Source organism: Rhizobium sp. 2YAF20, from assembly GCF_052114685.1.
GTDB lineage: Bacteria > Pseudomonadota > Alphaproteobacteria > Rhizobiales > Rhizobiaceae > Rhizobium.
In genome coordinates this window covers 64,090-86,336 of the sequence record NZ_JBFRFF010000002.1, presented here as the reverse complement: position 1 = coordinate 86,336, position 22,247 = coordinate 64,090, and the positions used below count along the sequence as shown (strand labels likewise).

The window sequence follows — 22,247 nt, the reverse complement described above, 5'->3', positions numbered from 1 at the left end:
ACAATGGCGGCCACAGGCCGGCGGCGCATTGCCGGTCGAAATGAAAACGCCGCCTCCTGGAATGAAGCGGCGCGTTGTTTGCATGCGGTCGCTCAATCAAGCCGCGTCCACCTTGTTCTGCCTGTTGGCGATGAGATCGTCGACCACGCCGGGATCGGCCAGCGTCGAGGTGTCGCCCAGCGCGCCGAAATCATCCTCGGCGATTTTCCGCAAGATGCGGCGCATGATCTTGCCTGAGCGCGTCTTTGGCAGACCGGGGGAGAACTGGATCTTATCCGGCGTGGCGATCGGGCCGATTTCCGTGCGCACATGCTTCACTAGGTCTTTGCGCAGAGCCTCGGTGCCTTCGTGGCCGGCCATCAGCGTCACATAGCAATAGATGCCCTGGCCCTTGATCGAATGGGGATAGCCGACGACCGCAGCTTCTGAGACCAGATGATGTGACACCAGTGCCGATTCGACTTCCGCCGTCCCCAGCCGATGACCGGAGACGTTGAGCACGTCGTCGACGCGGCCGGTGATCCAGTAGTAGCCGTCGGCATCCCGCCTGCAGCCGTCTCCTGTGAAATATTTCCCCTTATAGGTCGAGAAATAGGTYTGGATGAAACGCTCATGGTCGCCGTAGACGGTGCGCATCTGGCCCGGCCAGCTGTCGGCGATGCAAAGATTGCCGTCAGCAGCACCTTCCAGCACATTGCCTTCGCCATCGACCAACTGCGGTATCACGCCGAAGAAGGGCTTGGTGGCCGAGCCCGGCTTCAGATCGGTGGCMCCCGGCAGGGGGGTGATCATGTGGCCGCCGGTTTCCGTCTGCCACCAGGTATCGACGACCGGGCAGCGACCGTCGCCGACGACGTTGTAATACCATTCCCAGGCTTCCGGATTGATCGGCTCGCCAACGGTGCCGAGCAATCTCAGGCTTGAGCGCGAAGAGCGCTTCACAAACTCGTCGCCGGCGCCCATCAGCGAGCGTATCGCCGTCGGTGCCGTGTAGAAGATATTGACCTGATGCTTGTCGATCACCTCCCAGAAGCGACCTTGGTCGGGGAAGTTCGGTACGCCCTCGAACATCAGCGATGTCGCGCCGTTGGCGAGCGGACCGTAGACRATGTAGGAATGGCCGGTCACCCAACCGACGTCTGCCGTGCACCAGTAGACATCGCCGTCATGATAGTCGAACGTGTATTCGTGCGTCATCGCCGCATAGACGAGATAACCGCCCGTCGTATGCAGAACGCCTTTCGGCTTGCCKGTWGAACCTGAGGTGTAAAGAATGAAAAGCGGATCTTCCGCCTTCATCTTTGTCGGTGGGCAATCCGCCTTCACCGTGGCTATCTCCTGGTGATACCAGAGATCGCGTCCCGGCGCCCATCCTGTCTTGCCTCCCGTSCGGCGAACGACCAGAACCTTCTGGACCATGACAAGCTGTTTGGCAGCAATATGGATCGCKGTGTCGGCATTGTCCTTGAGCGGCACGGGCTTACCGCCGCGAAGGCCCTCGTCGCAGGTAATAACGAATGTCGACTGGCAGTCGACGATACGCCCGGCCAGGGCATCGGGCGAGAAGCCGCCGAAAACAACGGAATGGACCGCACCGATCCGCGCGCAGGCGAGCATCGCATAGGCGGCCTCGGGTATCATCGGCATGTAGATGGTAACGCGATCGCCTTTCTTGACGCCGTGCTTTTTCAGCACGTTCGCCATGCGGCAAACCTGCTCGTAGAGCTCGTTGTAGGTTACCTTCTTATCGATGTAGGGGTTGTCGCCTTCCCAGATGAAGGCAACCTGATCGCCACGCTTCTTCAGGTGCCGGTCAATGCAATTATAGGCGACGTTGGTGAGGCCATCCTCGAACCATTTGATCGACACCTTTCCTGTGAAAGAGGTGTTCTTGACCTTCGTATAGGGCTTGAACCAGTCGATGCGCTTGCCGTGCTTGCCCCAGAATTTATCGGGCTCTTCGACACTTTGCCGATACCATTTCTCATATTTTTCCCGATCGATGAGCGCACGCGCCTCTACCGATTTACGAACCGGGTAAATATTTTCCGACATGATTTTCCTCCTCGAAATATCAGCCCCGCCATCATCTTTCCCGAGAAAGATGGTGGGGCTTTCGGGCAATCAATAGCAGCTTAAGTTACGGCGGCAATTAGACAAAGGTCATTTGAACGGCAAAGAATTGCAATTCTTCGACACTGAGGTTATATAGGGCACAATTTCCCGGAAATTGGTGGTGTTACCACGGACCGCGGCCCCGGCGCGGACTGATAGAAGGACTATATCCATGGCTCAACAACTGCTTATGCCGAAGGCTACGGCCATCTGGCTTGTCGACAATACGGCATTGTCGTTCGAACAGATTGCGCAGTTTTGCAAGCTGCATCCGCTTGAGGTTAAAGCAATCGCCGATGGCGAAGCCGCCCAGGGCATCAAGGGTCTCGACCCGATCTCCACAGGCCAGCTTTCCCGCGACGAGATCGCCCGCGCCGAGGCGAACCCGAACCACAAGTTGAAGATTTCTGAGCCGAAAGTGCGTGTTCCAGAATCTAAGCGCCGCGGCCCGCGCTATACGCCGGTCTCCAAGCGCCAGGATCGCCCGAACGCTATTCTGTGGCTGGTGCGCAACCATCCGGAGCTGAAGGACGCGCAGATTTCCCGCCTCGTTGGCACGACCAAATCGACGATCGAGCAAATCCGCGATCGCACCCATTGGAACTCGACCAATCTGGCGCCGATGGATCCGGTGACGCTGGGTCTCTGCAGCCAGATCGACCTCGATATGGAAGTCGAGAAGGCCGCCAAGGGCCGTCCGCTGCCAACCGCTGCCGAACTCGGCGCAACATTGCAGCCGGCTCAGGAGACCGAGAAGCTCGGCTTCACCTACCAGCGCGAAGAAAAGGAAAAGGAAATCGACGCCGATGCCGTCTTCGCCAAGCTCAAGTCGCTGAAGTCGACCACCAGGGACGAGGACGACGACCAGTATTAAGCCGAAACTATCGGTCCGACGTTTAAACCCCGGCTTGGCCGGGGTTTTTTTGTTGAGTGGCCGGCCACAACGGTAGGAGAGGTTCAGCGGGCCCCGAAGATTGCTGACCCGACGCGAACGCTGGTCGCGCCGAAAGCCACAGCGATCTCATAGTCGCTCGACATGCCCATCGACAGTTTCGCTACATTGCACTCGCCAGCCAATTTGGCGAGAAGGGCGAAATGCGGCCCCGGATTTTCGTCTGCCGGCGGGATGCACATCAGTCCCTCGATCGTCAGCCCCAGCTCAGCCCTGCATAACTCTACGAAGCCGACCGTGTCGTCCGGGGTAATTCCAGCCTTTTGCGGCTCAAGCCCGGTGTTCACTTGGACGTAGAGCCGCAAATACTTGCCCTGACGCTTCATCTCCTCGCTGAGTGTGCGGGCGATCTTCTCCCGGTCCACCGTCTCGATGACATCGAAGAGCGCTACCGCCTCACTTGCCTTGTTCGATTGCAGCGGTCCAATCAAATGCAACTCGAGACCCGCGATTTCAGCCCGGAGTTCAGGCCACTTGCCTTGACTTTCCTGAACGCGATTTTCGCCAAATACCCGTTGTCCGGCCGCAATCGCCGGCCGAATGGCAGCAGCATCGAAGGTCTTGGAAACAGCGACAAGCTGGACAGTCCCGGCCGGCCGGCCGGCCTCGCGCTCCGCTTTCTCGATATGTGCGCGCACGTCTTCCAGCCGCTCTTGAAGTTCCATAGCCGCACCTCGACATATGTTGCAGTTTTTCCACCAATCGCAGTAGCCAGCCGCAAGGCGATTGCCAAGAGGCGATGGGCTGAATACTTCGCCGCAGGGCCCGATAGGGCAATTGCGGTCCCCGCTAAACTTGACGCTTGGTTGGTTTCATGATGAAGGTCACGGCCAACTCCCCATGATCTCCGGAATACAGATTAAATGGCTACCGAACGTTATAACCCACGCGATGCCGAGCCTCGCTGGCAGCAAAAATGGAATGACGAAGAGGTCTTCGTCACCGACAATGACGACCCACGCGAGAAATATTACGTCCTCGAGATGTTTCCCTATCCGTCCGGCCGGATTCACATGGGCCATGTTCGCAATTATGCGATGGGCGATGTCGTTGCCCGCTACAAGCGCGCACGCGGCTATAATGTTCTCCACCCGATGGGCTGGGACGCTTTCGGCATGCCGGCCGAAAACGCCGCACGCGATAACAAAGTACATCCGAAAGAGTGGACCTATCAGAACATCGCCTCGATGAAGGCCCAGTTGAAGGCGATGGGCCTGTCGCTCGACTGGAGCCGCGAATTCGCGACCTGTGACGTCGAATATTACCATCGCCAGCAGATGCTCTTCATCGACATGATGGAAAAGGAGTTGGTCTACCGCAAAAAATCCAAGGTCAATTGGGATCCTGTCGACAACACCGTTCTCGCCAATGAGCAGGTGATCGACGGACGCGGCTGGCGCTCCGGCGCTTTGGTAGAGCAGCGCGAGTTGACGCAATGGTTCTTCAAGATCACTGACTTCAGTCAGGATTTGCTCGACGCGCTGGACACGCTCGACCACTGGCCGGAAAAGGTACGGCTGATGCAGAAGAACTGGATCGGCCGTTCGGAAGGCATGTCGATCCGGTGGGAGATCGTGCCTGGCACAGCCCAGGGCGACGAAAGGGAGATTGCCGTCTATACAACGCGGCCCGACACCCTTTTTGGCGCCTCCTTCCTGGCAATTTCCGCCGATCACCCGCTTGCGAAGGAAGCCGCAGCAAGAGACGCTGCCGTCGAGGCCTTTTGCGAGGAATGCCGCCGCGCCGGAACGTCCGTCGCTGCCTTGGAAACGGCTGAGAAGAAGGGCATGGACACCGGGATCCGCGTCAAGCATCCGCTCGACGCCTCCTCAGAGCTGCCCGTCTATATCGCCAACTTCGTACTGATGGAATACGGCACTGGCGCCATCTTCGGTTGCCCTTCCGGCGACCAGCGTGACCTTGATTTCGCTCGCAAATATAACCTACCCGTCATACCAGTGGTCATGCCTGCGGATGGTGACGCAGCAAGCTTTACCGTCGGCGAGGTCGCCTATGACGGTGACGGTATCATGATCAATTCCAGGTTTCTCGATGGTATGACAACAACGGAGGCTTTCGATGCCGTCGCGACGAGGCTATCGGCGGCGGCGCTCGGCAACACTCCCCAGGGCGAGCGGAAGGTCAACTTCCGGCTTCGCGATTGGGGGATCTCACGCCAACGCTATTGGGGCTGCCCGATCCCGGTCATCCATTGCGAAGACTGCGGAGTACTGCCCGTGCCGAAGCGGGACCTGCCGGTGAAGCTGCCGGACGACGTCACCTTCGATCAGCCCGGCAATCCGCTCGATCGCCATCCGACCTGGCGGCATGTGGCCTGTCCCCATTGCGGCAAGGACGCGCGGCGGGAAACGGACACAATGGATACCTTCGTTGATTCGAGCTGGTACTTCACGCGCTTTACCGCTCCCTGGGAACAGGAGCCGACAAACAGGGCGGCGGCAAACCACTGGCTGCCCGTCGATCAGTATATCGGCGGCATCGAGCACGCCATTCTCCATTTGCTCTACTCCCGCTTCTTCACCCGCGCGATGAAGGAAACCGGTCATGTCGACGTCAAGGAGCCGTTCAAGGGCTTGTTCACCCAGGGCATGGTCGTCCACGAGACCTATAGCCGTGGAAAGGGCGCTGCTCGCGAGTGGGTTCCGCCAGTCGATATCCGCATAGAGGAAATCGACGGCAAGCGACGGGCGCTGCTGCTGTCAACCGGCGAAGAGATCACCATCGGCTCGATCGAGAAGATGTCCAAGTCGAAGAAGAACGTCGTCGATCCGGATGATATCATCGCCTCCTACGGGGCTGATACCGCTCGCTTCTTTGTGCTATCCGATAGTCCGCCGGATCGTGACGTGATCTGGTCGGAGGCGGGCGTCGAAGGTGCTCATCGTTTTACACAGCGTGTCTGGCGTTTGGTATCCGAAGCATGCGATGTGTTGAGATCTATCAAAGGGACTCCGGCTAAGGAGGGTGATGCGCTGGCGATTTCTCAGATTGCCCATCGCACGTTGAAAGCCGTCCAGGGCGACTACGACAAACTTGCCTTTAACAAGGCCGTCGCCCGCATCTACGAATTCGTCAATGCGCTGGCGGCCCCATTGTCAAGGATTGCGGTCGGAGAGGCTGACGCGGTTTACCGTATGGCTGTTCGCGAAGCTGTGGAGATCCTGATTGCGATCGTCGCGCCGATCACGCCGCATCTTGCTGAGGAATGCTCGGCAGCGATAGGGAACGTTCATCTGATCGCAATGTCGGCGTGGCCGACCTTCGATGAAGCGTTGGTCGTGGAAAACGACATCCTTCTTCCTGTTCAGATCAATGGCAAGAAACGCGCCGAATTGACAATCTCGCGCGATGCGGATCAAAGTGCCGTGCGGGAAGCCGTGCTCGCCTTGGATGCTGTCAAAAGCGCGTTGAATGGTCAGGCGCCGAAGAAGATCATTGTCGTTCCACAGAGGATCGTAAACATTGTCGTCTGATTTCATTTCGAACCTCGCGCGTATCACGGGCGTCGTCACGCTCATCGTTGTTCCCTTGGCACTGTCGTCATGTCAGGTTCGCCCTCTCTATGCAGAAAGCACCGGCGTTACGGCGAAGTTGTCGTCCGTTTCTTTTTCGCCCGCCTCGACACGCGTTGCCCAGGAGGTGAGGAACCAGCTCATTTTCATTGCAGGCCGTGGCGCCGGCGAGCCGACCAAGCCGCTGTATAACGTTACGCTGACAGTGACTGCCGGGACGGCAGGCGTTCTATATCTCGCCTCCTCCGACACTTCGCAGGCAGGCCGGACCGTCGTGACCGCGTCGTTCGTTCTCAAAAACGCGAGTGACGGCAAGGTGTTGAAGGCAGGCAGCCGATCGGCGATTGCTCTGGTTGACTTTCCGACGCAGGAATTCGCCAAGCAGCGCGCTATTCGCGATTCAGAAGATCGTGCCGCCCGAGAGGCGGCCGAGCTCGTCGGTGCCGACATTTCTGCCGCGCTCAGCCGCTGATAGCGGGGTCGCGGTATGTCAGAAATCAAATCTCATGAGTTCGAGGGATTTCTGCCGACTGCTGCAAAGCGCTACAGGATTTTTATCGTCTATGGCCCTGACCGTGGTCTCGTTTCGGAACGTGCCGCGCTTATTGCCGGCGAAACGAAAGTCCCTTTGGACGACCCATTTGCGCTGATCAAGCTCGATGTTGGGGATCTGCATAACGACGCAGGTCGATTGATCGACGAGACGAACGCGATGGGTCTGTTTGGCGGTGAACGCCTCGTCTGGATACGAGGCGCCGCGAATGAAAAGGCACTTATTGATTCCCTGCAGGTGATCGCTGCCAACCCGCCGGACAGTGCGTTTCTTATCGTCGAGGCTGGTGATCTGAAGAAGGGTTCGGCTCTCCGCAAGATCGCCGAGAGCAACCGCGCGGTTATCGGTATTCCCTGCTATACGGATGACGCCAAGGCCCTCAACGGTTTGATTGACCATGAGCTGGCCAATGAAAGCCTGAGAATTACGCCTGCCGCGCGGCATATGCTGCTTGATCTGCTCGGCGGCGACAGGATCGCGTCACGAAATGAAGTGAGAAAGCTGTCTCTCTATTGCCGGGGCCTTGCGACCATCGACGAAGAGCATGTCGGCGACATTATCGGCGACGCCAGTGCGGTATCGGCCGATGACGCTGTCGACGCTATATTGAGGGGCGATACGGAAGCCTTTCTTCACGCAACTCAAAAGATCATCGCGTCCAAGACTTCGATCTTTCTTGTTCTCCAAGGCTGCCTCAGACAGTTCCAGCTGCTGGACACCATGCGGGCCGAAATGGATGACAAGCGGGTCGGAGCCGCACAGGTGATACAGACGCATGGCCGGCATCTGCATTTCAAACGAAAGCCCGTCATTGAAAGAGCGCTGCAGACCTGGACGGGGGCAGCCATCGCCCGCGAGATGAACAGATTGCAGGCCGCCATCTACCAAAGTCGCCAGCGCCAGAGCCTGGAGGACAGCATCGCCCTGCAGACGCTGCTATCCACGACGCTGCAATCCGCGCGAAAGAACTAGGCAAGACGCGTCACCGCCGCTCCAGGAGCCGGCATATCTCCTCCAGCTGCTCCAAGCTCTTATACGCAATGCGGATTTGGCCGCCGCTGCCTTTGTGATTGATGATCACGTCGAGCCCAAGTGCGTCTGACAAGGTGCGCTCGAGCGCTACAGTATCCGAATCCTTCGCGTCACGCCCCGCAGCGGGACGTGGATCACTTTGAGCCTTGATATCGTTCTGGGCCAGGCGTTCTGCATCACGCACCGACATGCCCTTGGAAACGATTGTGCGGGCAAGTGCCGCAGGATCGGATGTGGAAACCAACGCACGGGCATGCCCGGCAGACAGGCTGCCGCCCGCGAGCAGATCGCGAACAGAATCCGGCAATTTCAAAAGACGCAGCGAATTGGCGACATGACTGCGGCTCTTGCCAATAATCTCCCCGAGATCATTCTGCGTATAGCCGTGTTCGGCAATCAGCTGCTCGTAACCGAGCGCTTCTTCAAGCGGATTGAGATCGGCGCGCTGGACATTTTCGACAATGGCAATTTCGAGGGCTGTCTTGTCATCGACATCGCGTACGATGAGGGGGATCTCTATCAGGCCCGCGAGCTGGGCAGCCCTCCAACGTCGTTCGCCGGCTATGATTTCGTAGCGACTGACGGCGACGGTACGCGCCACGACCGGCTGAACGATACCATGCTGACGGATCGACGCTGCGAGATCATGGAGCTCCGTTTCATCGAAGTAGCGTCTTGGGTTCTTTGGATTCCGGCTGACAAACTCGATCGGAACCATACGATCGGGATTGATAGGCGACTTGCCCGTATCGACGGGGTCCGGCTGGTCCATTTCGCCGATTAGAGCCGCAAGGCCACGTCCCAGGCGTCGCTTTGAAAGATCATCGTTCATTGCATATCACTCACTCTTACGACAGTCGATCAGGCGGCGACTTTTGCTTTTCGCAGCCGTTCTCTCTGAATAACTTCCGATGCCAGCTGCAGATAGGCTTGGCTCCCGGCACACTTCAAATCGTAGAGAATTGCAGGCTTTCCGTAGGAAGGGGCCTCGGACACGCGTACGTTGCGCGGAATCAACGTATGATAGACTTTTTCCCCTAGATGCGTACGGACGTCGCTGACCACCTGCTGGGCCAAATTGTTGCGGGCATCGAACATGGTAAGGACTATACCCTGAATATCCAGGGATGGATTGACCGTCCGGCGCACCTGCTCCACCGTCTCCAGCAGTTGGCTAAGCCCCTCCAGTGCGAAAAATTCACACTGCAAAGGAACCAAAACCGAATGCGCGGCTGCCATGGCATTCATCGTCAGAAGATTGAAGGAAGGCGGGCAATCAACAAGGATATAGGAAAATGAATGGGCTTCGGGCGATTGAAGCGCTCTTCGGAGCCTGAACACCCGGTCGCTCTGCTGAGAAATCTCCATCTCAACGCCCAGCAAGTCCATCGTCGATGGAATGATAAAGAGATTGGGAACCGCCGTTTCCACGACAGTCTCGCCAACACTATGGGTGCCGACCATAACATCGTAGGACGAGAGCTTGCGATTGCGGCGCTCGATCCCAAGGCCGGTGCTCGCATTTCCCTGCGGATCGAGATCGATAATCAGGACGCGCTCGCCGATCGCCGCCAGCGCGGTCGCCAGATTGATCGCCGTGGTCGTCTTTCCCACGCCGCCCTTCTGATTTGCTACGGTAATAATCCGGTTCCGTTCGCCTACCATGCCGCACACCCGATTATGTTAGATTTTTCGTCGCGGCCTGGCTATTTCGAGAATGACCGAGTCCGGATCGACAACACTGACGTGTTTTAACAGATCGAATTCCCAACGGCCACGGGCTTTCTCCACCTCGCGCTGATAATCCCGGCCTTTGTGCAGCAGCAGCCTCAGTTTTTCATTGTCCGCCGCCCAAGGCGCCGCATAGCCCATCAAAGCTTCGAGGTCGGCAAGCGCCCTAGCCGACACAGCGTCACAGGTGGGTATTGCGCTCGCTGCCGCCTCGATTCGGATGGCGTGAACCGCACCGCGAGCCTCGCATTCCATCAAACAAACGCGGAGAAAGGCGGCCTTTTTTTGATTACTTTCAATAAGATCAACGCGCCCGTCTCCCACTTCAGCGAGCAGGATTGCCGTCACAATCCCCGGAAACCCACCACCGCTGCCTAAATCCACCCAATGAATGGGCTCGGGGCACAGCTGAAATATCTGCGCACTATCGGCAATGTGACGATCCCATAGGTCCTTGACGGTGGATGGAGCCACCAAATTGATCGATCGTGACCATTTTAAAAAGAGAGCCGCAAAGTGCTCCAGCCTTGCCTGTGTTTCACGTGAAACACGCACACCGTTTATTTGCATGAAAGGACTCTCATACTTTGCAACATCCCCTATGCAAAACGGCGCAAGTCAGCCGCAATGGATTTACGCAAATACGCAATAAGAAGAGAAAGAGCAGCTGGCGTCATCCCATCGACCTTGGCGGCCTGCGCAATGCTGCCCGGGCGCGCAGCACTCAGCTTTTGCTTCAATTCATTCGACAGACCAGAAAGTGCTGAAAAATCGAACTCTGGCGGAATTAGCTTTTCCTCTTCTCGCTTTGTCTGCGCTATATCGGAAGCTTGGCGCTCCATATAGACAGCATAAGCCGCCTCAATCTCAAGCGCCTCACCAGAGCGCCGATCAATATCAGCCAACTCGGGCCACAGCCGCGACAGCGACGATATAGAGTGTTCAGAGTAAGATAGCAGCTCGTAAGCCGTACGACGTTGCCCATCCTGATTGAGATGTATCCCAGCTCGTTCCGCCTCGCGCGGCGTCACACTGAGCGCCTGAAGCAGCTCGCGCGCGGCCCGAATGCTTGACGTATAACTCCCGAAGCGCGCGATGCGCTCCCCGCCGATACAACCAATCGCCACACCAAGTGGCGTCAGCCGGAGATCTGCATTGTCCGCTCGAAGCGACAACCTGTATTCCGCTCTCGAAGTAAACATCCGATAGGGCTCAGTGACGCCCCGAGACGTCAGATCGTCCACCATCACTCCAATATAGGACTCCGCGCGGCTAAGACGAATAGCTGGCTCGCCAGCAGCACACTTGGCAGCATTGAGCCCCGCAACCAATCCCTGCGCCGCCGCCTCCTCGTAACCGGTTGTGCCATTGATTTGGCCAGCCAGAAACAACCCTTGCATCTTCCGCATTTCCAGCGCTGCAGTCAGCTCGCGAGGATCGACATGATCATATTCGATGGCATATCCCGGCTGAAGAATACGAACTCGTTCCAGTCCCGGAATGGTATGTATGAAAGCTTCCTGAACTTCGGCCGGAAGTGATGTCGAAATGCCATTTGGATAAACGGTGTCGTCATCCAGGCCTTCCGGCTCAAGGAAAATCTGATGGCCATCGCGTTCGCCGAACTTGACGATCTTGTCCTCGATCGATGGGCAATATCGTGGACCGACGCCTTCAATCTGGCCGGAATACATCGCCGATTTTCCCAAGTTATCAGCAATTATCTTATGGGTTTGCGGCGTCGTCCGGGTGACGCCGCAATCGATCTGACGATTTGCGATGCTATCCGTCATGAAGGAGAACGGAATCGGCTGATCGTCTGCACCTTGACGGCCAACCGCATCCCAGTCGACAGTCCGCCCGTCAAGGCGTGCAGGCGTCCCGGTCTTCAGCCGCCCAAGGGCAAGACCTAATCTCGACAAGGTGCGGGAAAGACCCAAGGACGGTTCCTCGCCTACTCTGCCCGCCGGCGTCTTTTGGTTGCCTATATGGATCAGTCCGCGAAGAAAGGTGCCCGTCGTCAAGACGACGGAGCCACAGGAAAAAACGCGGCCGTCCTTCAAAATAACGGCAGCGACCGAGCTATCACGAATTTCGAGATCAAAGGCGTCACCCTCGATAATATCCAGGTTTGAAATTGCCTCCAGCTCGGCCTGCATCGCCAAGCGGTAGAGCTTGCGATCCGCTTGCGTGCGAGGTCCGCGAACGGCCGGCCCCTTCTTCCGATTGAGCATTCGGAATTGAATGCCGGCAGCGTCCGCGACCCGGCCCATCAGCCCATCCAAGGCATCTATCTCGCGAACGAGGTGGCCTTTACCAAGCCCTCCGATTGCCGGGTTGCAGGACATAATACCGATGGTTTCGCGCTTGTGGGTCACGATTGCCACGGAGGCGCCAATACGCGCAGCAGCAGCCGCGGCTTCGCAGCCGGCGTGCCCACCACCAACAACAACAACGTCATATTTCTTTGTGAACATGCGGACTCCCGCCTTTCGCCTTCTTTGGCATAATGATTTGGAGAGTCAAGAAGGTTTCACGTGAAACACTTCTCGAGACTCGCAATAGGAGCATCCACTGTTTCACGTGAATCATTTCCCGATGCAGAATTCTGAGAAAATGATCTCCAGGAGGTCTTCGACATCAACATGCCCGGTAATTCGGCCCAAGCCGTCGGCTGCAAGCCGCAGAAATTCAGCGCGAACCTCTAGCGCCGATTTGCCATCGCCCACTGCAACGTTCAACATCTTAGCGGCATGTTCGATAAGTTGGCGGTGCCTAAGCCTGCTTGGCAGCGCCAGTGAGTAACCGGACTCGAACCCGTGCAACTCCTTCGCAAGCCAGGCACGCAGCTCAGCCAGTCCGGCTCCAGTCTTTGCGGACAGCTGTAGATCGTATTCATACAGGCAGGGGCCATCCAGCGGCAGGTCGACCTTTGTTCCGATCCGCACCACGCTGCCACTGAAGTCGGGAAACCGCTCTTCGGCACGTTCGCCAACTTCCGCCAACGAGAGGACGATGTCGGCGTCCTCGATCTTCTTAAGGGCCCGTCGAATACCCTCGACTTCGACGACCTCGTCCGTCTCACGCAGACCGGCAGTATCGAAGAGCTTTACCGCAAAACCGTCAATATCAAGATCGACCTGCAAGATGTCTCGCGTAGTGCCGGCTATATTTGTCACGATCGCGACGTCTCGTTCCGCCAACGCATTCATCAGGCTCGACTTGCCGCTGTTTGGAGGTCCGGCTATCACCACTTTCAGCCCATCTCTAATAATCTCGCCGAATGCAGCGCCGGCGAGATGTGCTTCGAGCTCCGACAGAACCACCGCCATATCAGCCCAGACACGGTCAGAAACCGATCCTGGGACATCCTCCTCATCAGCGAAATCGAGTTCAGCCTCTATCAGGGCGCGTGCGCGGGTAATGCGATCAGCCCAGGCTCTGTACAGGCGTGAATGGCCGCCGGAGCTCTGCTCCACCGCCAAGCGACGCTGCATTTCTGTCTCCGCGGCGATCAGGTCGGCCAGGCCTTCGATCTCAACCAAATCGAGCTTGCCGTTCTCAAGTGCCCGTCTTGAGAATTCGCCATGTTCGGCCAGCCGACAACCTTCGAATGTTGAGAGCTCGTCCAGTAATGCCGCAACCAGCGCCTTGCCGCCATGAATTTGAAATTCGACACAATCTTCGCCAGTAAAGGATGCCGGCCGGTGAAAAGCAAGAATCAAACCCTGATCGAGCACAAGACCGTTGCGCATCCGAATCGTTCTAACCGCGGCTTGCTGCGGCGCGGGTAAGCTTTTCACCAACTGTGCCGCAACTTCGAGAGCAAGCGGACCACTCACACGTACAACGGCAACACCGGACGGTAAGCCGCCGCTCGAAAGCGCAAAGATCGTGTCGATGTCAGAGTTCATCACGCCAACGCCTCGAACCGATCCGCGTCCGAATCGATTCATTTACCTAAAGCAAGATCGGGCCGCAGATTGCGACCCGAGTAGACGTTAAACGAATCCGGCTAATGAAGTTAGGTGTTCATCGAGTCGAAGAAATCCGGATTGTTCTTTGTCTGTTTGAGTTTGTCGATGAGAAATTCGATGGCATCCGTCGTCCCCATCGGGGCCAGAATGCGGCGCAGAACGAAGATCTTCTGCAGATCCTGACGGGGCACCAGAAGCTCTTCTTTTCGAGTGCCTGATTTGAGAATATCCATGGCGGGAAAGATCCGCTTGTCGGCAACCTTGCGGTCGAGAACAATTTCGGAGTTGCCCGTTCCCTTGAATTCTTCGAAAATAACCTCGTCCATTCTACTGCCGGTATCGATCAGCGCCGTCGCAATAATCGTCAGCGAGCCGCCCTCTTCGATGTTACGAGCGGCACCGAAGAAGCGCTTCGGCCGCTGAAGTGCATTGGCATCAACACCGCCGGTTAGAACCTTGCCGGAGGAGGGAACGACGGTGTTATAGGCGCGGCCCAGGCGGGTAATCGAATCAAGCAGGATGACAACGTCGCGCCCGTGCTCAACCAATCGCTTCGCCTTCTCGATGACCATTTCCGCCACCTGCACGTGACGAACCGCAGGCTCGTCGAAAGTCGAGGACACCACCTCGCCGCGCACCGAGCGCTGCATGTCGGTCACTTCCTCGGGCCGCTCGTCAATCAGAAGCACGATCAGGTAGCATTCGGGATGGTTCGCTGTGATCGAATGGGCGATATTCTGCAACAGAACGGTCTTGCCGGTGCGAGGCGGCGCGACGATAAGCCCGCGCTGCCCCTTGCCGAGCGGCGCCACCAGATCGATTACCCGCGGCGACAGGTCCTTTGTTGTGGGAACATCGAGTTCCATTCGGAAACGGTCATTTGGATAAAGCGGCGTCAGATTGTCAAAATGGACCTTATGGCGGATCTTTTCCGGGTCGTCGAAATTGATCGTGTTGACCTTCAACAGGGCAAAATAACGCTCGCCTTCCTTGGGGCCACGGATAGGGCCTTCAACAGTGTCACCCGTCTTCAGGGAGAAACGACGAATCTGCGAAGGAGAAATATAAATATCATCAGGGCCTGGCAGATAGTTTGCATTGGCGGACCGCAGGAAACCGAAGCCGTCCTGGAGAACCTCGACCACACCTTCGCCGATGATTTCAACATCCTGGCTGGCAAGCACCTTCAGGATCGCAAACATCAATTCCTGCTTGCGCATCGTGCTGGCGTTTTCGACCTCGAGCGATTCGGCAAATGCCAGCAAATCGGTCGGAGGCTTGCTCTTAAGTTCTTGAAGCTTCATTTCAGCCATGAAGGGACCATTACTCTGTTTTTAAAAGGGGAAAGGCGATGTTTGTCGAATCGGTACCGCGACAAAAACTCGCGGGCGACTGAATGGATACATGCCACGAAGATGAGATTGGCCGGAAAATAGCGATTCACGTGAAACCCTGCAAGGGGGGTGCCCAAAATGAAGCAAATTTAAAACTGGCCCATCAGCAATCCTACTTAACTGAAAGGCTTGACAACCACAAGGATAACGATCGCTATCATCAGCAAGGTCGGTGCCTCGTTCATATAGCGCCAAAACCGCGCTGATCTCAGGTTTTCGTCGCGAGCGAACGCCTTTACCGAGCGGCTGAAAAAAATATGCACTGCGGTCAACAGCACGACAAGAGCAATCTTTGCGTGCAGCCACCCCCCCTGGAAGCGATATGTCGACCAGGCGAGATAAAGCCCGAACACCCAAGTCAGCATCATCGCCGGGTTCATGATGACCTTAAGCAGCCTCTGCTCCATCATCTTGAACGTCTCCGACTGCACAGAACCAGGTTCCGCTTCAGTGTGGTAGATGAATAGCCGCGGCATGTAGAACAATCCAGCCATCCAGGAAATCACCGCGATGATGTGCAAAGCCTTAACCCACAGATAGAGATTATCGGGTTTCCAGAACACAAGCCCGATCGCTGCCGCGACGAAGACTGCAATGGCGAGATAGGCCCGGGTCCGTGCATAACTAGCGGGTCGCAGGTCAGTCCTTTTTTCCATCAGTCGCCCTCCCACCGCGGACCCGCTCGACAAGCGCAGCAACATGTTGCGGATCAGCCTGAGGCGTGATGCCGTGCCCGAGATTGAATATCAACGGCCCATGCCCCAGATGCTGGAGAATGTCATCCGCGCCCTCCAGCAGTGCCCTGCCGCCGGCCACAACGCGCATCGGGTCGAGATTGCCCTGTACCGGCCCGTCCTTCTGCAGCTCGACGGCAAGGGGCAGGGGCACTGTCCAATCAAGGCCAATCGCATCAGCACCGGTCTTCTGTCGGTAGTCCTTGAGCATCAGCCCAGCCCCCTTTGCAAAAGCGATGATCCGCGCCGCGGGCCGCCGTTCCTTCACGGCAGTGATTATTCTGGCAACAGGCTTAACGGCAAAAGCCTCAAACTCCGGCCCGCCGAGGACACCCGCCCAGGAATCGAATATCTGTACCGCGTCGGCACCGGCATCGATCTGCGCCACGAGATAGTCGGCAGATATTTCCGCGAGCAGCATCAGCAAATGCTCGAACGCCTCCGGATGGCGGTATGCAAATAACCGCGCCGGTGCTTGATCCGGGGTTCCGTGGCCAGCGATCATATAGGTTGCGACTGTCCACGGAGCGCCGCAAAACCCGAGTAAGGTCGTCTTACCTGGTAGATCGACACGAAGCCGCCTCAGTGTCTCAAATACCGGAGCGAGATGGGCCAGCACATCCTTCCCCTTCAGCGCCCTAATCCCCGCCTCGTCTATCGGATCCATTTCCGGACCGTGACCCTCGGTAAAACGGACGTTCCGCTTCAGTGCATCCGGAACAACAAGGATATCGGAGAAGAGGATGGCTGCATCAAACCCGAAGCGCCTGATCGGTTGAAGCGTGACCTCCACCGCGTAGTCGGGCGAATAACAAAGATCGAGGAAACTTCCAGCCTTTGCGCGGGTTTCCCGATATTCGGGAAGATAGCGCCCAGCCTGCCGCATGAGCCAGATGGGAGGAGGCGTCAGCGTCTCCCCGCCCAACACCTTCATAATCGCCCTGCTCTCATCACTCAATGGCCAAGTCCCCATATAAATATAAAGCTAATCTTAAGGTTTCTATTTCTAAGAGTCGGTGACTATCAAGGATTAAAAGCTGTCCACACCCGCCGCCTTTTGACGCGCCTGCCATGGCTGCGATGGAGAAATTCAAAGACATCCGGCGACAAACGTGGGAAATTCCAATTCTACGTTTCCAAACAACGACCTGAAGCTTGCCATGCCGAGATCCAAGCTGTGGACAGCCTGGGGATAACGGCGACACGATAGGACTTATCAACATTACCCACAGGGTTCATATGGAGTATCGCCAGAAATTGCCAATGTGGAAAACTCGGCAGTTTTTCCACCGCCCGGATCAACGATCTTCAAAACCATTGGGCTCTCCCCACTTATCAACAGATGACGGAAAATAGCGTGGAGAACCGGACAAACTTCTTTCACCTTCATCTGATTTCTGACTCAACCGGGGAGACCCTCATCTCTGCCGGTCGCGCGGTTTCGGCGCAGTTTCACGGAAGCCAGCCAATCGAACACGTCTATCCGCTCATCCGCAACCGACGCCAGCTGATGCCGGTGCTGGAAGCGATCGACACGAGCCCCGGCATCGTCCTCTACACCATCGTCGATCGCGAACTTGCAGATCTGATCGACGGGCGGTGCCGAGAAATGAGCGTCCCTTGCGTCAATGTGCTCGAACCGGTCATGAATGTGTTCCAGACCCATCTCGGCGCGATCTCCCGCCGGCGGGTCGGCGCACAGCACGTGATGAACGCTGAATACTTTGCCCGTATCGAAGCACTCAATTTCACGATGGATCACGACGACGGGCAGATGCCCGATGACTATAATGATGCCGATGTCGTCATCATCGGCATTAGCCGGACATCGAAAACCCCCACCAGCATCTATCTCGCCAACCGGGGCATCAAGACAGCCAATATCCCCATCGTTCACGGCATGGCCCTGCCTGAAAGCTTGATCAAGGCAACAAGACCTTTGATCGTCGGCTTGGTTGCCACCACCGACCGAATCTCGCAAGTCCGCGAAAATCGAATACTGGGTGCCACGGCAGGCTTCGATCGCGGTGGCTACACGGACCGTGCCACCATTTCTGAAGAACTGAAATATGCCCGATCCATCTGCGCACGACATAACTGGCCAATCATCGACGTCACACGCCGCTCCATCGAGGAAACGGCCGCGGCGATTGTTGCCCTCCGGCCGAAGCTGCGTTAAGCGCAATCCATTGGCAGCCGCATTGAGGTCCCCTCGTCCATGACATTGCGCCTTATACTCGCCTCCTCAAGCCCATTCCGCCGGATGTTGATGCAAAACGCCGGGCTCGGCTTCGACGCGATGGCGGCCGATATCGACGAACGAGCCATCGAGGCGCCCCTCGAGAGATCAGGTGCGACCCCCGATGCGGTCGCCTTGCTCCTGGCCAAGGCGAAAGCGCAAGAGGTTAGCGCTCGTTTCCCTGAGGCTTTCGTCATTGGTTCGGATCAGACAATGTCACTCGGCGACAGGGTGTTCCACAAGCCAAAAGATATCGCCGAGGCGGAGAACCACTTGGAAATACTGTCGGGCAGGACCCACCGCTTGAACAGCGCTGTCGCCATCGCCAAAAGCAGCGAGGTTGTCTGGGAACATGTGTCGCATGCCGAGCTGACGATGCGTAAATTGACTCGGGACTTTATTCACCGCCATATCGCCAGGGTGGGCAATCGAGCGCTTTCAAGCGTCGGCGCCTACCAGTTGGAGGGTGAAGGCATCCAGCTTTTCTCGCATATCGATGGTGACTATTTTACGATCCTGGGGCTGCCGATGTTGCCACTCTTACAGCAATTGCGCAGTTTGGGTTTGATCGATGGATGATTCACGTGAAACATTAACCTTAAAGGCCTTTGTCACCGGCTATCCGATAAAGCATTCCCGCTCTCCCTTGATCCATGGATACTGGCTTGGAAAGCTTGATATCACCGGCAGCTACGAGGCATATGAAGTCTCCGCCGAACAGTTCCCCTCATTCATCGGCGCTCTCAAGGATGGCTCGGCAGGCTTCGTGGGCGGCAACGTAACGCTCCCACACAAGGAAATGGCCCTCCGACTGGCCGACAGGCCGGATGAGCTGTCTGCCGAACTTGGCGCGGCGAACACGCTCTGGCTGGAAGAGGGACGGTTGCACGCCACAAATACGGATGGCCGCGGCTTCACCGCCAATCTCGACGCATGCCATCCAGGCTGGGATCAGGTCGAAAAGGCGATCGTCCTCGGCGCGGGCGGTGCCAGCCGGGCTATCATCCAGGCGGTTCGTGACCGCGGCATCAAGGAAATTCACGTCGTCAACCGCACGATCGATCGTGCGCGGGAGCTTGCTGATCGCTTCGGCGAAAAGGTCCATGCCCATCCGATGGGCGCGCTCAGCGAGGTCATGGCCGGCGCTGGCCTTTTCGTCAACACCACGTCATTGGGTATGGATGGCAGGACGGCGCCACAGATTGACTTTGCGCCGATGGCGACTGACGCGGTCGTGACGGATATTGTCTATATCCCCTTGAGGACACCCCTGCTGGCGCAGGCAGATGCGCAAGGTCTTGTCACGGTCGATGGCCTCGGCATGCTGCTTCATCAGGCCGTCCCAGGTTTCCAGAGATGGTTCGGCAAGCGCCCCGTTGTCGATGCAACCCTTCGTGCGCTTGTGATTGCCGATATGGAAAAGCTCTGATGATCCGCATCGGCCTGACAGGATCGATTGGCATGGGAAAATCCACGACGGCGATACTCTTTGCCGATGCCGGCGTCGCTGTTCACGATGCGGACGCCGCAGTCCACGATCTCTATCGCGGCGAAGCGGTGCCACTGGTGGAGGCCGCATTCCCAGGCACGACCCGGGATGGGATCGTCGATCGCGTCGCGCTTGGAAAGCAACTTTCATCTGAGCCAACCGGGTTCAAACGGCTGGAGGCGATTGTTCATCCGCTCGTACGCGCCCGCGAACGGGCTTTTCTAGAGCAGCAAAAGGCGGGAGGCGCCGACCTGGTGGTCCTCGATATTCCCCTGCTGTTTGAATCGGGCGGTGCGGAAAGGGTAGACAAAATCGTTGTCGTCAGCAGTGATCCACAGATTCAACGGCGCCGGGTCCTTGCTCGACCTGATATGACGGAGGAGAAATTCAATCTGATTCTATCGCGCCAGATGCCTGACGCGGAAAAGCGAGCGCGGGCAGATTATGTCGTCAACACCGGCGACGGCATTAAAGCAGCGCGCAAACAAGTCGACGAGATCATTGCGGATTTGCGGCAGACGGTAAAAAGGGAGCATTGAGATGCGCGAGATCATCTTCGATACGGAAACGACCGGCCTCGACAGCCGAAGCGACCGCGTCATCGAAATCGGCGGCATCGAGCTTTTCAACCATTTCCCAACGGGGCGCACCTTCCATCGATACGTTAGTCCAGGAGAGCAGAAGGTCCATCCGGATGCGCTTGCGGTTCATGGGATCACCGACGAATTCTTGAAAGACAAGCCGCCTTTCTCCGAGCTGGCCTTAGAGTTGCTCGAATTCTTTGGCGATGCGAAGTGGATAGCCCACAACGCCACATTCGATATGGGCTTCATGAACGCAGAATTTGCCCGGCTTGGCATGCCGCCGATCCTGCCAGAAATGGTCATCGATACGTTATCGATGGCCCGCCGCAAACACCCGATGGGTCCGAATTCCCTCGATGCGCTCTGCCGACGCTACAGCATCGACAATGCCCACCGCACCAAACACGGCGCGTTGCTCGATTCTGAGCTTTTGGCCGAAGTCTATATCGAGATGATTGGCGGCCGGCAAACAGCGCTTGGTCTAAGCGTCAGAGCATCATCCAATTCAGACAGTCGCGATACGGATACCGAGAAAGGGATCGTCGAGATTCATTCTCGACCCAGGCCCTTGCCGGACCGCGTCAGCCAGGCGGAACAGCAAGGCCACACAGCCCTGGTCGCCAGACTTGGGTCAAAAGGCATCTGGTCCAAATACAGCTCTTCAAACCAATAAAAAAAGCCCAGGCTGGGGCTGGGCTTTCTGCTTAGGCGATGAGATCGAAGGTCAGTTTGGGACGACGTTGACCTGCGCCCTGGTCTGCTCTTCGGCAACGCGCTGGGTAAACATCGTTGCGAAATCGATCGGGTCGATGATCAGAGGCGGGAAGCCGCCGTTGCGCGTCACATCGGCAATGATCTGACGGGCGAACGGGAAAAGCAGCCGCGGGCACTCGATAAAGAGCAGCGGCAACATGTGCTCCTGCGGGAAATCGGTAACGCGGAAGACGCCGCCATAGACCAGTTCCGTATGGAAGACGATCTTGTCGCCATCCTTGGCTTCGGCGTTCAAAGTCAGCACAACGTCGAAATCCGTATCCGACAGCGGGTTTGCGTTGACATTGACGTTGATATTGATCTCAGGCGCCTTGTCGCGCGACTGCAACGAGCGTGGCGCGCCGGGGTTCTCGAAGGACAGATCCTTCGTGTACTGGGCAAGAACGGAAAGGCTCGGGTTGGGCGAGCCGTTGATGTTGTCGTCGGCCATGGGCTGTTCCTCGCGGCATCAATGGGTGTCGCCATCTATCATTTCGAAACCTGCCTTACAACCCTGCGGCCAGATTCGAGGAACCGCTAATCCTCGAGGCGTTTTCTATCCGACCAGGGAGATTTTCGATCGGTTTCGCGGCTGAAATCGCCGTCGTCCAGATCGACGACAGGTCCCGTTTTTTGTGGCGTCGTTGACGCGTGTGGTCGGTTTCCGCTTCGATTGAACGCCGGCGAGGAGCCGAGGATGACGATGCGGCGGCTCAGAAATTTCCAGGCAAGGTCGCGCACGCCCGGAATGAAAAGCAGCAGCCCAAGAATATCAGACAGAAAACCCGGCAATAGCAGGAGAAAGGCTGCGACAACAATCATCGCGCCATGGACGAGCTCGCGTCCGGGAATACCGCCGTTTTCGCTCTCTTTGGAAATGCGCCGGAGTATACCCACACCCTGGATGCGCAGCAGTGCGGCGCCGAGCAAGGCGCTGAGCACGACGAGACCGAGCGTCGCCCAAAGGCCGATCGCCTTGCCGACGATCACAAAGCCGGCGATTTCCGCAAGCGGCATCAAAAAGATCATGGCGGGAATAAGCGATAGGCGCATGATATCCTGTCCTTGGAATGGTCTGCTTCGCAGCGTTAATCGATTGCGCGCAACAAAGATACCGCTCCGCTATTTGAATGATCGGTCGATGCAGACTATATGGGTACT

At 57.2% G+C, this 22,247-nt stretch carries 21 protein-coding genes; 9 read left to right on the top strand and 12 right to left on the bottom strand.

All coding sequences use genetic code 11. The annotated features are described in order from the left end of the window. Positions 1 to 96: 96 nt before the first annotated feature. On the bottom strand, positions 97 to 2,055 hold the full coding sequence (gene acs / locus AB4Z52_RS04555) for an acetate--CoA ligase (protein ID WP_442216725.1): 1,959 nt from the start codon (positions 2,053 to 2,055) through the stop codon (positions 97 to 99). 232 nt (positions 2,056 to 2,287) lie between these two features. Here acs and AB4Z52_RS04550 point away from each other — a divergent pair, with 232 nt between their 5' ends. Next, positions 2,288 to 2,989: a DUF1013 domain-containing protein gene (locus AB4Z52_RS04550; RefSeq protein ID WP_442216724.1), complete on the top strand. Its 702-nt coding sequence runs from the start codon at positions 2,288 to 2,290 to the stop codon at positions 2,987 to 2,989. Between the two features lie 83 nt (positions 2,990 to 3,072). Here AB4Z52_RS04550 and AB4Z52_RS04545 read toward each other — a convergent pair whose 3' ends face one another. After that, on the bottom strand, positions 3,073 to 3,732 hold the full coding sequence (locus tag AB4Z52_RS04545; RefSeq protein ID WP_442216723.1) for a YggS family pyridoxal phosphate-dependent enzyme: 660 nt from the start codon (positions 3,730 to 3,732) through the stop codon (positions 3,073 to 3,075). 198 nt (positions 3,733 to 3,930) lie between these two features. Here AB4Z52_RS04545 and leuS point away from each other — a divergent pair, with 198 nt between their 5' ends. The 3 genes from leuS to holA are packed head-to-tail and all read left to right on the top strand — an operon-like array spanning position 3,931 to position 8,125. Further along, positions 3,931 to 6,561, top strand: a complete 2,631-nt coding sequence (gene leuS, locus AB4Z52_RS04540; RefSeq protein WP_442216722.1) for a leucine--tRNA ligase — start codon at positions 3,931 to 3,933, stop codon at positions 6,559 to 6,561. Continuing rightward, entirely contained in the window at positions 6,551 to 7,072 is a 522-nt protein-coding gene (gene lptE / locus AB4Z52_RS04535) for an LPS assembly lipoprotein LptE (protein WP_442216721.1), read from the top strand. The genes leuS and lptE overlap by 11 nt, the downstream gene beginning before the upstream one ends. 15 nt (positions 7,073 to 7,087) lie before the next feature. Then, the gene (gene holA / locus AB4Z52_RS04530; RefSeq protein ID WP_442216720.1) at positions 7,088 to 8,125 is read left to right on the top strand and encodes a DNA polymerase III subunit delta; all 1,038 of its coding nucleotides are present in this window, start codon (positions 7,088 to 7,090) and stop codon (positions 8,123 to 8,125) included. 10 nt (positions 8,126 to 8,135) lie between these two features. Here holA and AB4Z52_RS04525 read toward each other — a convergent pair whose 3' ends face one another. The 8 genes from AB4Z52_RS04525 to hemE all read right to left on the bottom strand — a co-directional run bounded on the left by AB4Z52_RS04525 (position 8,136) and on the right by hemE (position 16,979). Beyond that, complete coding sequence (locus tag AB4Z52_RS04525; RefSeq protein ID WP_442216719.1) at positions 8,136 to 9,017, bottom strand: ParB/RepB/Spo0J family partition protein; 882 nt, start codon at positions 9,015 to 9,017, stop codon at positions 8,136 to 8,138. 29 nt (positions 9,018 to 9,046) lie between these two features. Next, positions 9,047 to 9,850, bottom strand: a complete 804-nt coding sequence (locus AB4Z52_RS04520; RefSeq protein WP_442216718.1) for a ParA family protein — start codon at positions 9,848 to 9,850, stop codon at positions 9,047 to 9,049. Between the two features lie 18 nt (positions 9,851 to 9,868). Then, positions 9,869 to 10,486 (bottom strand): 16S rRNA (guanine(527)-N(7))-methyltransferase RsmG, encoded by a 618-nt coding sequence (rsmG, locus tag AB4Z52_RS04515; RefSeq protein ID WP_442216717.1) that lies wholly within the window; start codon positions 10,484 to 10,486, stop codon positions 9,869 to 9,871. Between the two features lie 29 nt (positions 10,487 to 10,515). Then, positions 10,516 to 12,393, bottom strand: a complete 1,878-nt coding sequence (gene mnmG / locus AB4Z52_RS04510; RefSeq protein ID WP_442216716.1) for a tRNA uridine-5-carboxymethylaminomethyl(34) synthesis enzyme MnmG — start codon at positions 12,391 to 12,393, stop codon at positions 10,516 to 10,518. Positions 12,394 to 12,504: 111 nt separating this feature from the next. Beyond that, positions 12,505 to 13,830, bottom strand: a complete 1,326-nt coding sequence (gene mnmE / locus AB4Z52_RS04505; RefSeq protein ID WP_442216715.1) for a tRNA uridine-5-carboxymethylaminomethyl(34) synthesis GTPase MnmE — start codon at positions 13,828 to 13,830, stop codon at positions 12,505 to 12,507. Positions 13,831 to 13,940: 110 nt separating this feature from the next. Continuing rightward, positions 13,941 to 15,206, bottom strand: a complete 1,266-nt coding sequence (gene rho, locus AB4Z52_RS04500; protein ID WP_111163158.1) for a transcription termination factor Rho — start codon at positions 15,204 to 15,206, stop codon at positions 13,941 to 13,943. A gap of 197 nt (positions 15,207 to 15,403) precedes the next feature. Then, positions 15,404 to 15,943, bottom strand: a complete 540-nt coding sequence (gene hemJ, locus AB4Z52_RS04495) for a protoporphyrinogen oxidase HemJ (protein WP_442216714.1) — start codon at positions 15,941 to 15,943, stop codon at positions 15,404 to 15,406. After that, on the bottom strand, positions 15,927 to 16,979 hold the full coding sequence (hemE, locus tag AB4Z52_RS04490) for a uroporphyrinogen decarboxylase (RefSeq protein ID WP_442216713.1): 1,053 nt from the start codon (positions 16,977 to 16,979) through the stop codon (positions 15,927 to 15,929). The genes hemJ and hemE overlap by 17 nt, the downstream gene beginning before the upstream one ends. Before the next feature lie 399 nt (positions 16,980 to 17,378). Between hemE and AB4Z52_RS04485 the strand changes: the two genes are divergently transcribed. From AB4Z52_RS04485 to dnaQ, 5 genes are read left to right on the top strand one after another with little or no spacing between them, the layout of a single operon-like run. Further along, the gene (locus tag AB4Z52_RS04485) at positions 17,379 to 18,200 is read left to right on the top strand and encodes a pyruvate, water dikinase regulatory protein (RefSeq protein ID WP_442216712.1); all 822 of its coding nucleotides are present in this window, start codon (positions 17,379 to 17,381) and stop codon (positions 18,198 to 18,200) included. Positions 18,201 to 18,239: 39 nt separating this feature from the next. Further along, a complete protein-coding gene (locus tag AB4Z52_RS04480; protein ID WP_442216711.1) occupies positions 18,240 to 18,839 on the top strand; it encodes a Maf-like protein in 600 nt (199 codons plus the stop codon). Beyond that, positions 18,832 to 19,689, top strand: coding sequence for a shikimate dehydrogenase (locus AB4Z52_RS04475; protein ID WP_442216710.1), 858 nt, complete (start codon positions 18,832 to 18,834; stop codon positions 19,687 to 19,689). The genes AB4Z52_RS04480 and AB4Z52_RS04475 overlap by 8 nt, the downstream gene beginning before the upstream one ends. Continuing rightward, a complete protein-coding gene (gene coaE / locus AB4Z52_RS04470) occupies positions 19,689 to 20,288 on the top strand; it encodes a dephospho-CoA kinase (protein ID WP_442216709.1) in 600 nt (199 codons plus the stop codon). The genes AB4Z52_RS04475 and coaE overlap by 1 nt, the downstream gene beginning before the upstream one ends. Before the next feature lies 1 nt (position 20,289). Next, positions 20,290 to 21,006 (top strand): DNA polymerase III subunit epsilon, encoded by a 717-nt coding sequence (dnaQ, locus tag AB4Z52_RS04465; protein ID WP_442216708.1) that lies wholly within the window; start codon positions 20,290 to 20,292, stop codon positions 21,004 to 21,006. Positions 21,007 to 21,057: 51 nt separating this feature from the next. Here the strand turns inward: dnaQ and secB are convergent, their stop codons facing one another. Together secB and AB4Z52_RS04455 are read right to left on the bottom strand one after the other, a co-directional pair. Beyond that, positions 21,058 to 21,537: a protein-export chaperone SecB gene (gene secB, locus AB4Z52_RS04460; protein WP_442216707.1), complete on the bottom strand. Its 480-nt coding sequence runs from the start codon at positions 21,535 to 21,537 to the stop codon at positions 21,058 to 21,060. Positions 21,538 to 21,623: 86 nt separating this feature from the next. Next, positions 21,624 to 22,139 carry an FxsA family protein gene (locus AB4Z52_RS04455; protein ID WP_442216706.1) on the bottom strand — a complete coding sequence of 172 codons (516 nt, stop codon included), beginning with the start codon at positions 22,137 to 22,139 and terminating at the stop codon, positions 21,624 to 21,626. Between the last annotated feature and the right edge of the window lie 108 nt (positions 22,140 to 22,247).

What these genes read in the sequence shown, in the direction of transcription:
- AB4Z52_RS04550 (WP_442216724.1), top strand. Translation starts at nt 2,288, where the DNA reads ATGGCTCAACAACTGCTTATGCCGAAGGCTACGGCCATCTGGCTTGTC.
- AB4Z52_RS04545 (WP_442216723.1), bottom strand. Translation starts at nt 3,732, where the DNA reads ATGGAACTTCAAGAGCGGCTGGAAGACGTGCGCGCACATATCGAGAAA.
- leuS (WP_442216722.1), top strand. Translation starts at nt 3,931, where the DNA reads ATGGCTACCGAACGTTATAACCCACGCGATGCCGAGCCTCGCTGGCAG.
- holA (WP_442216720.1), top strand. Translation starts at nt 7,088, where the DNA reads ATGTCAGAAATCAAATCTCATGAGTTCGAGGGATTTCTGCCGACTGCT.
- AB4Z52_RS04525 (WP_442216719.1), bottom strand. Translation starts at nt 9,017, where the DNA reads ATGAACGATGATCTTTCAAAGCGACGCCTGGGACGTGGCCTTGCGGCT.
- AB4Z52_RS04520 (WP_442216718.1), bottom strand. Translation starts at nt 9,850, where the DNA reads ATGGTAGGCGAACGGAACCGGATTATTACCGTAGCAAATCAGAAGGGC.
- rsmG (WP_442216717.1), bottom strand. Translation starts at nt 10,486, where the DNA reads ATGCAAATAAACGGTGTGCGTGTTTCACGTGAAACACAGGCAAGGCTG.
- mnmG (WP_442216716.1), bottom strand. Translation starts at nt 12,393, where the DNA reads ATGTTCACAAAGAAATATGACGTTGTTGTTGTTGGTGGTGGGCACGCC.
- mnmE (WP_442216715.1), bottom strand. Translation starts at nt 13,830, where the DNA reads ATGAACTCTGACATCGACACGATCTTTGCGCTTTCGAGCGGCGGCTTA.
- rho (WP_111163158.1), bottom strand. Translation starts at nt 15,206, where the DNA reads ATGGCTGAAATGAAGCTTCAAGAACTTAAGAGCAAGCCTCCGACCGAT.
- hemJ (WP_442216714.1), bottom strand. Translation starts at nt 15,943, where the DNA reads ATGGAAAAAAGGACTGACCTGCGACCCGCTAGTTATGCACGGACCCGG.
- AB4Z52_RS04480 (WP_442216711.1), top strand. Translation starts at nt 18,240, where the DNA reads ATGACATTGCGCCTTATACTCGCCTCCTCAAGCCCATTCCGCCGGATG.
- AB4Z52_RS04475 (WP_442216710.1), top strand. Translation starts at nt 18,832, where the DNA reads ATGGATGATTCACGTGAAACATTAACCTTAAAGGCCTTTGTCACCGGC.
- coaE (WP_442216709.1), top strand. Translation starts at nt 19,689, where the DNA reads ATGATCCGCATCGGCCTGACAGGATCGATTGGCATGGGAAAATCCACG.
- dnaQ (WP_442216708.1), top strand. Translation starts at nt 20,290, where the DNA reads ATGCGCGAGATCATCTTCGATACGGAAACGACCGGCCTCGACAGCCGA.
- secB (WP_442216707.1), bottom strand. Translation starts at nt 21,537, where the DNA reads ATGGCCGACGACAACATCAACGGCTCGCCCAACCCGAGCCTTTCCGTT.
- AB4Z52_RS04455 (WP_442216706.1), bottom strand. Translation starts at nt 22,139, where the DNA reads ATGCGCCTATCGCTTATTCCCGCCATGATCTTTTTGATGCCGCTTGCG.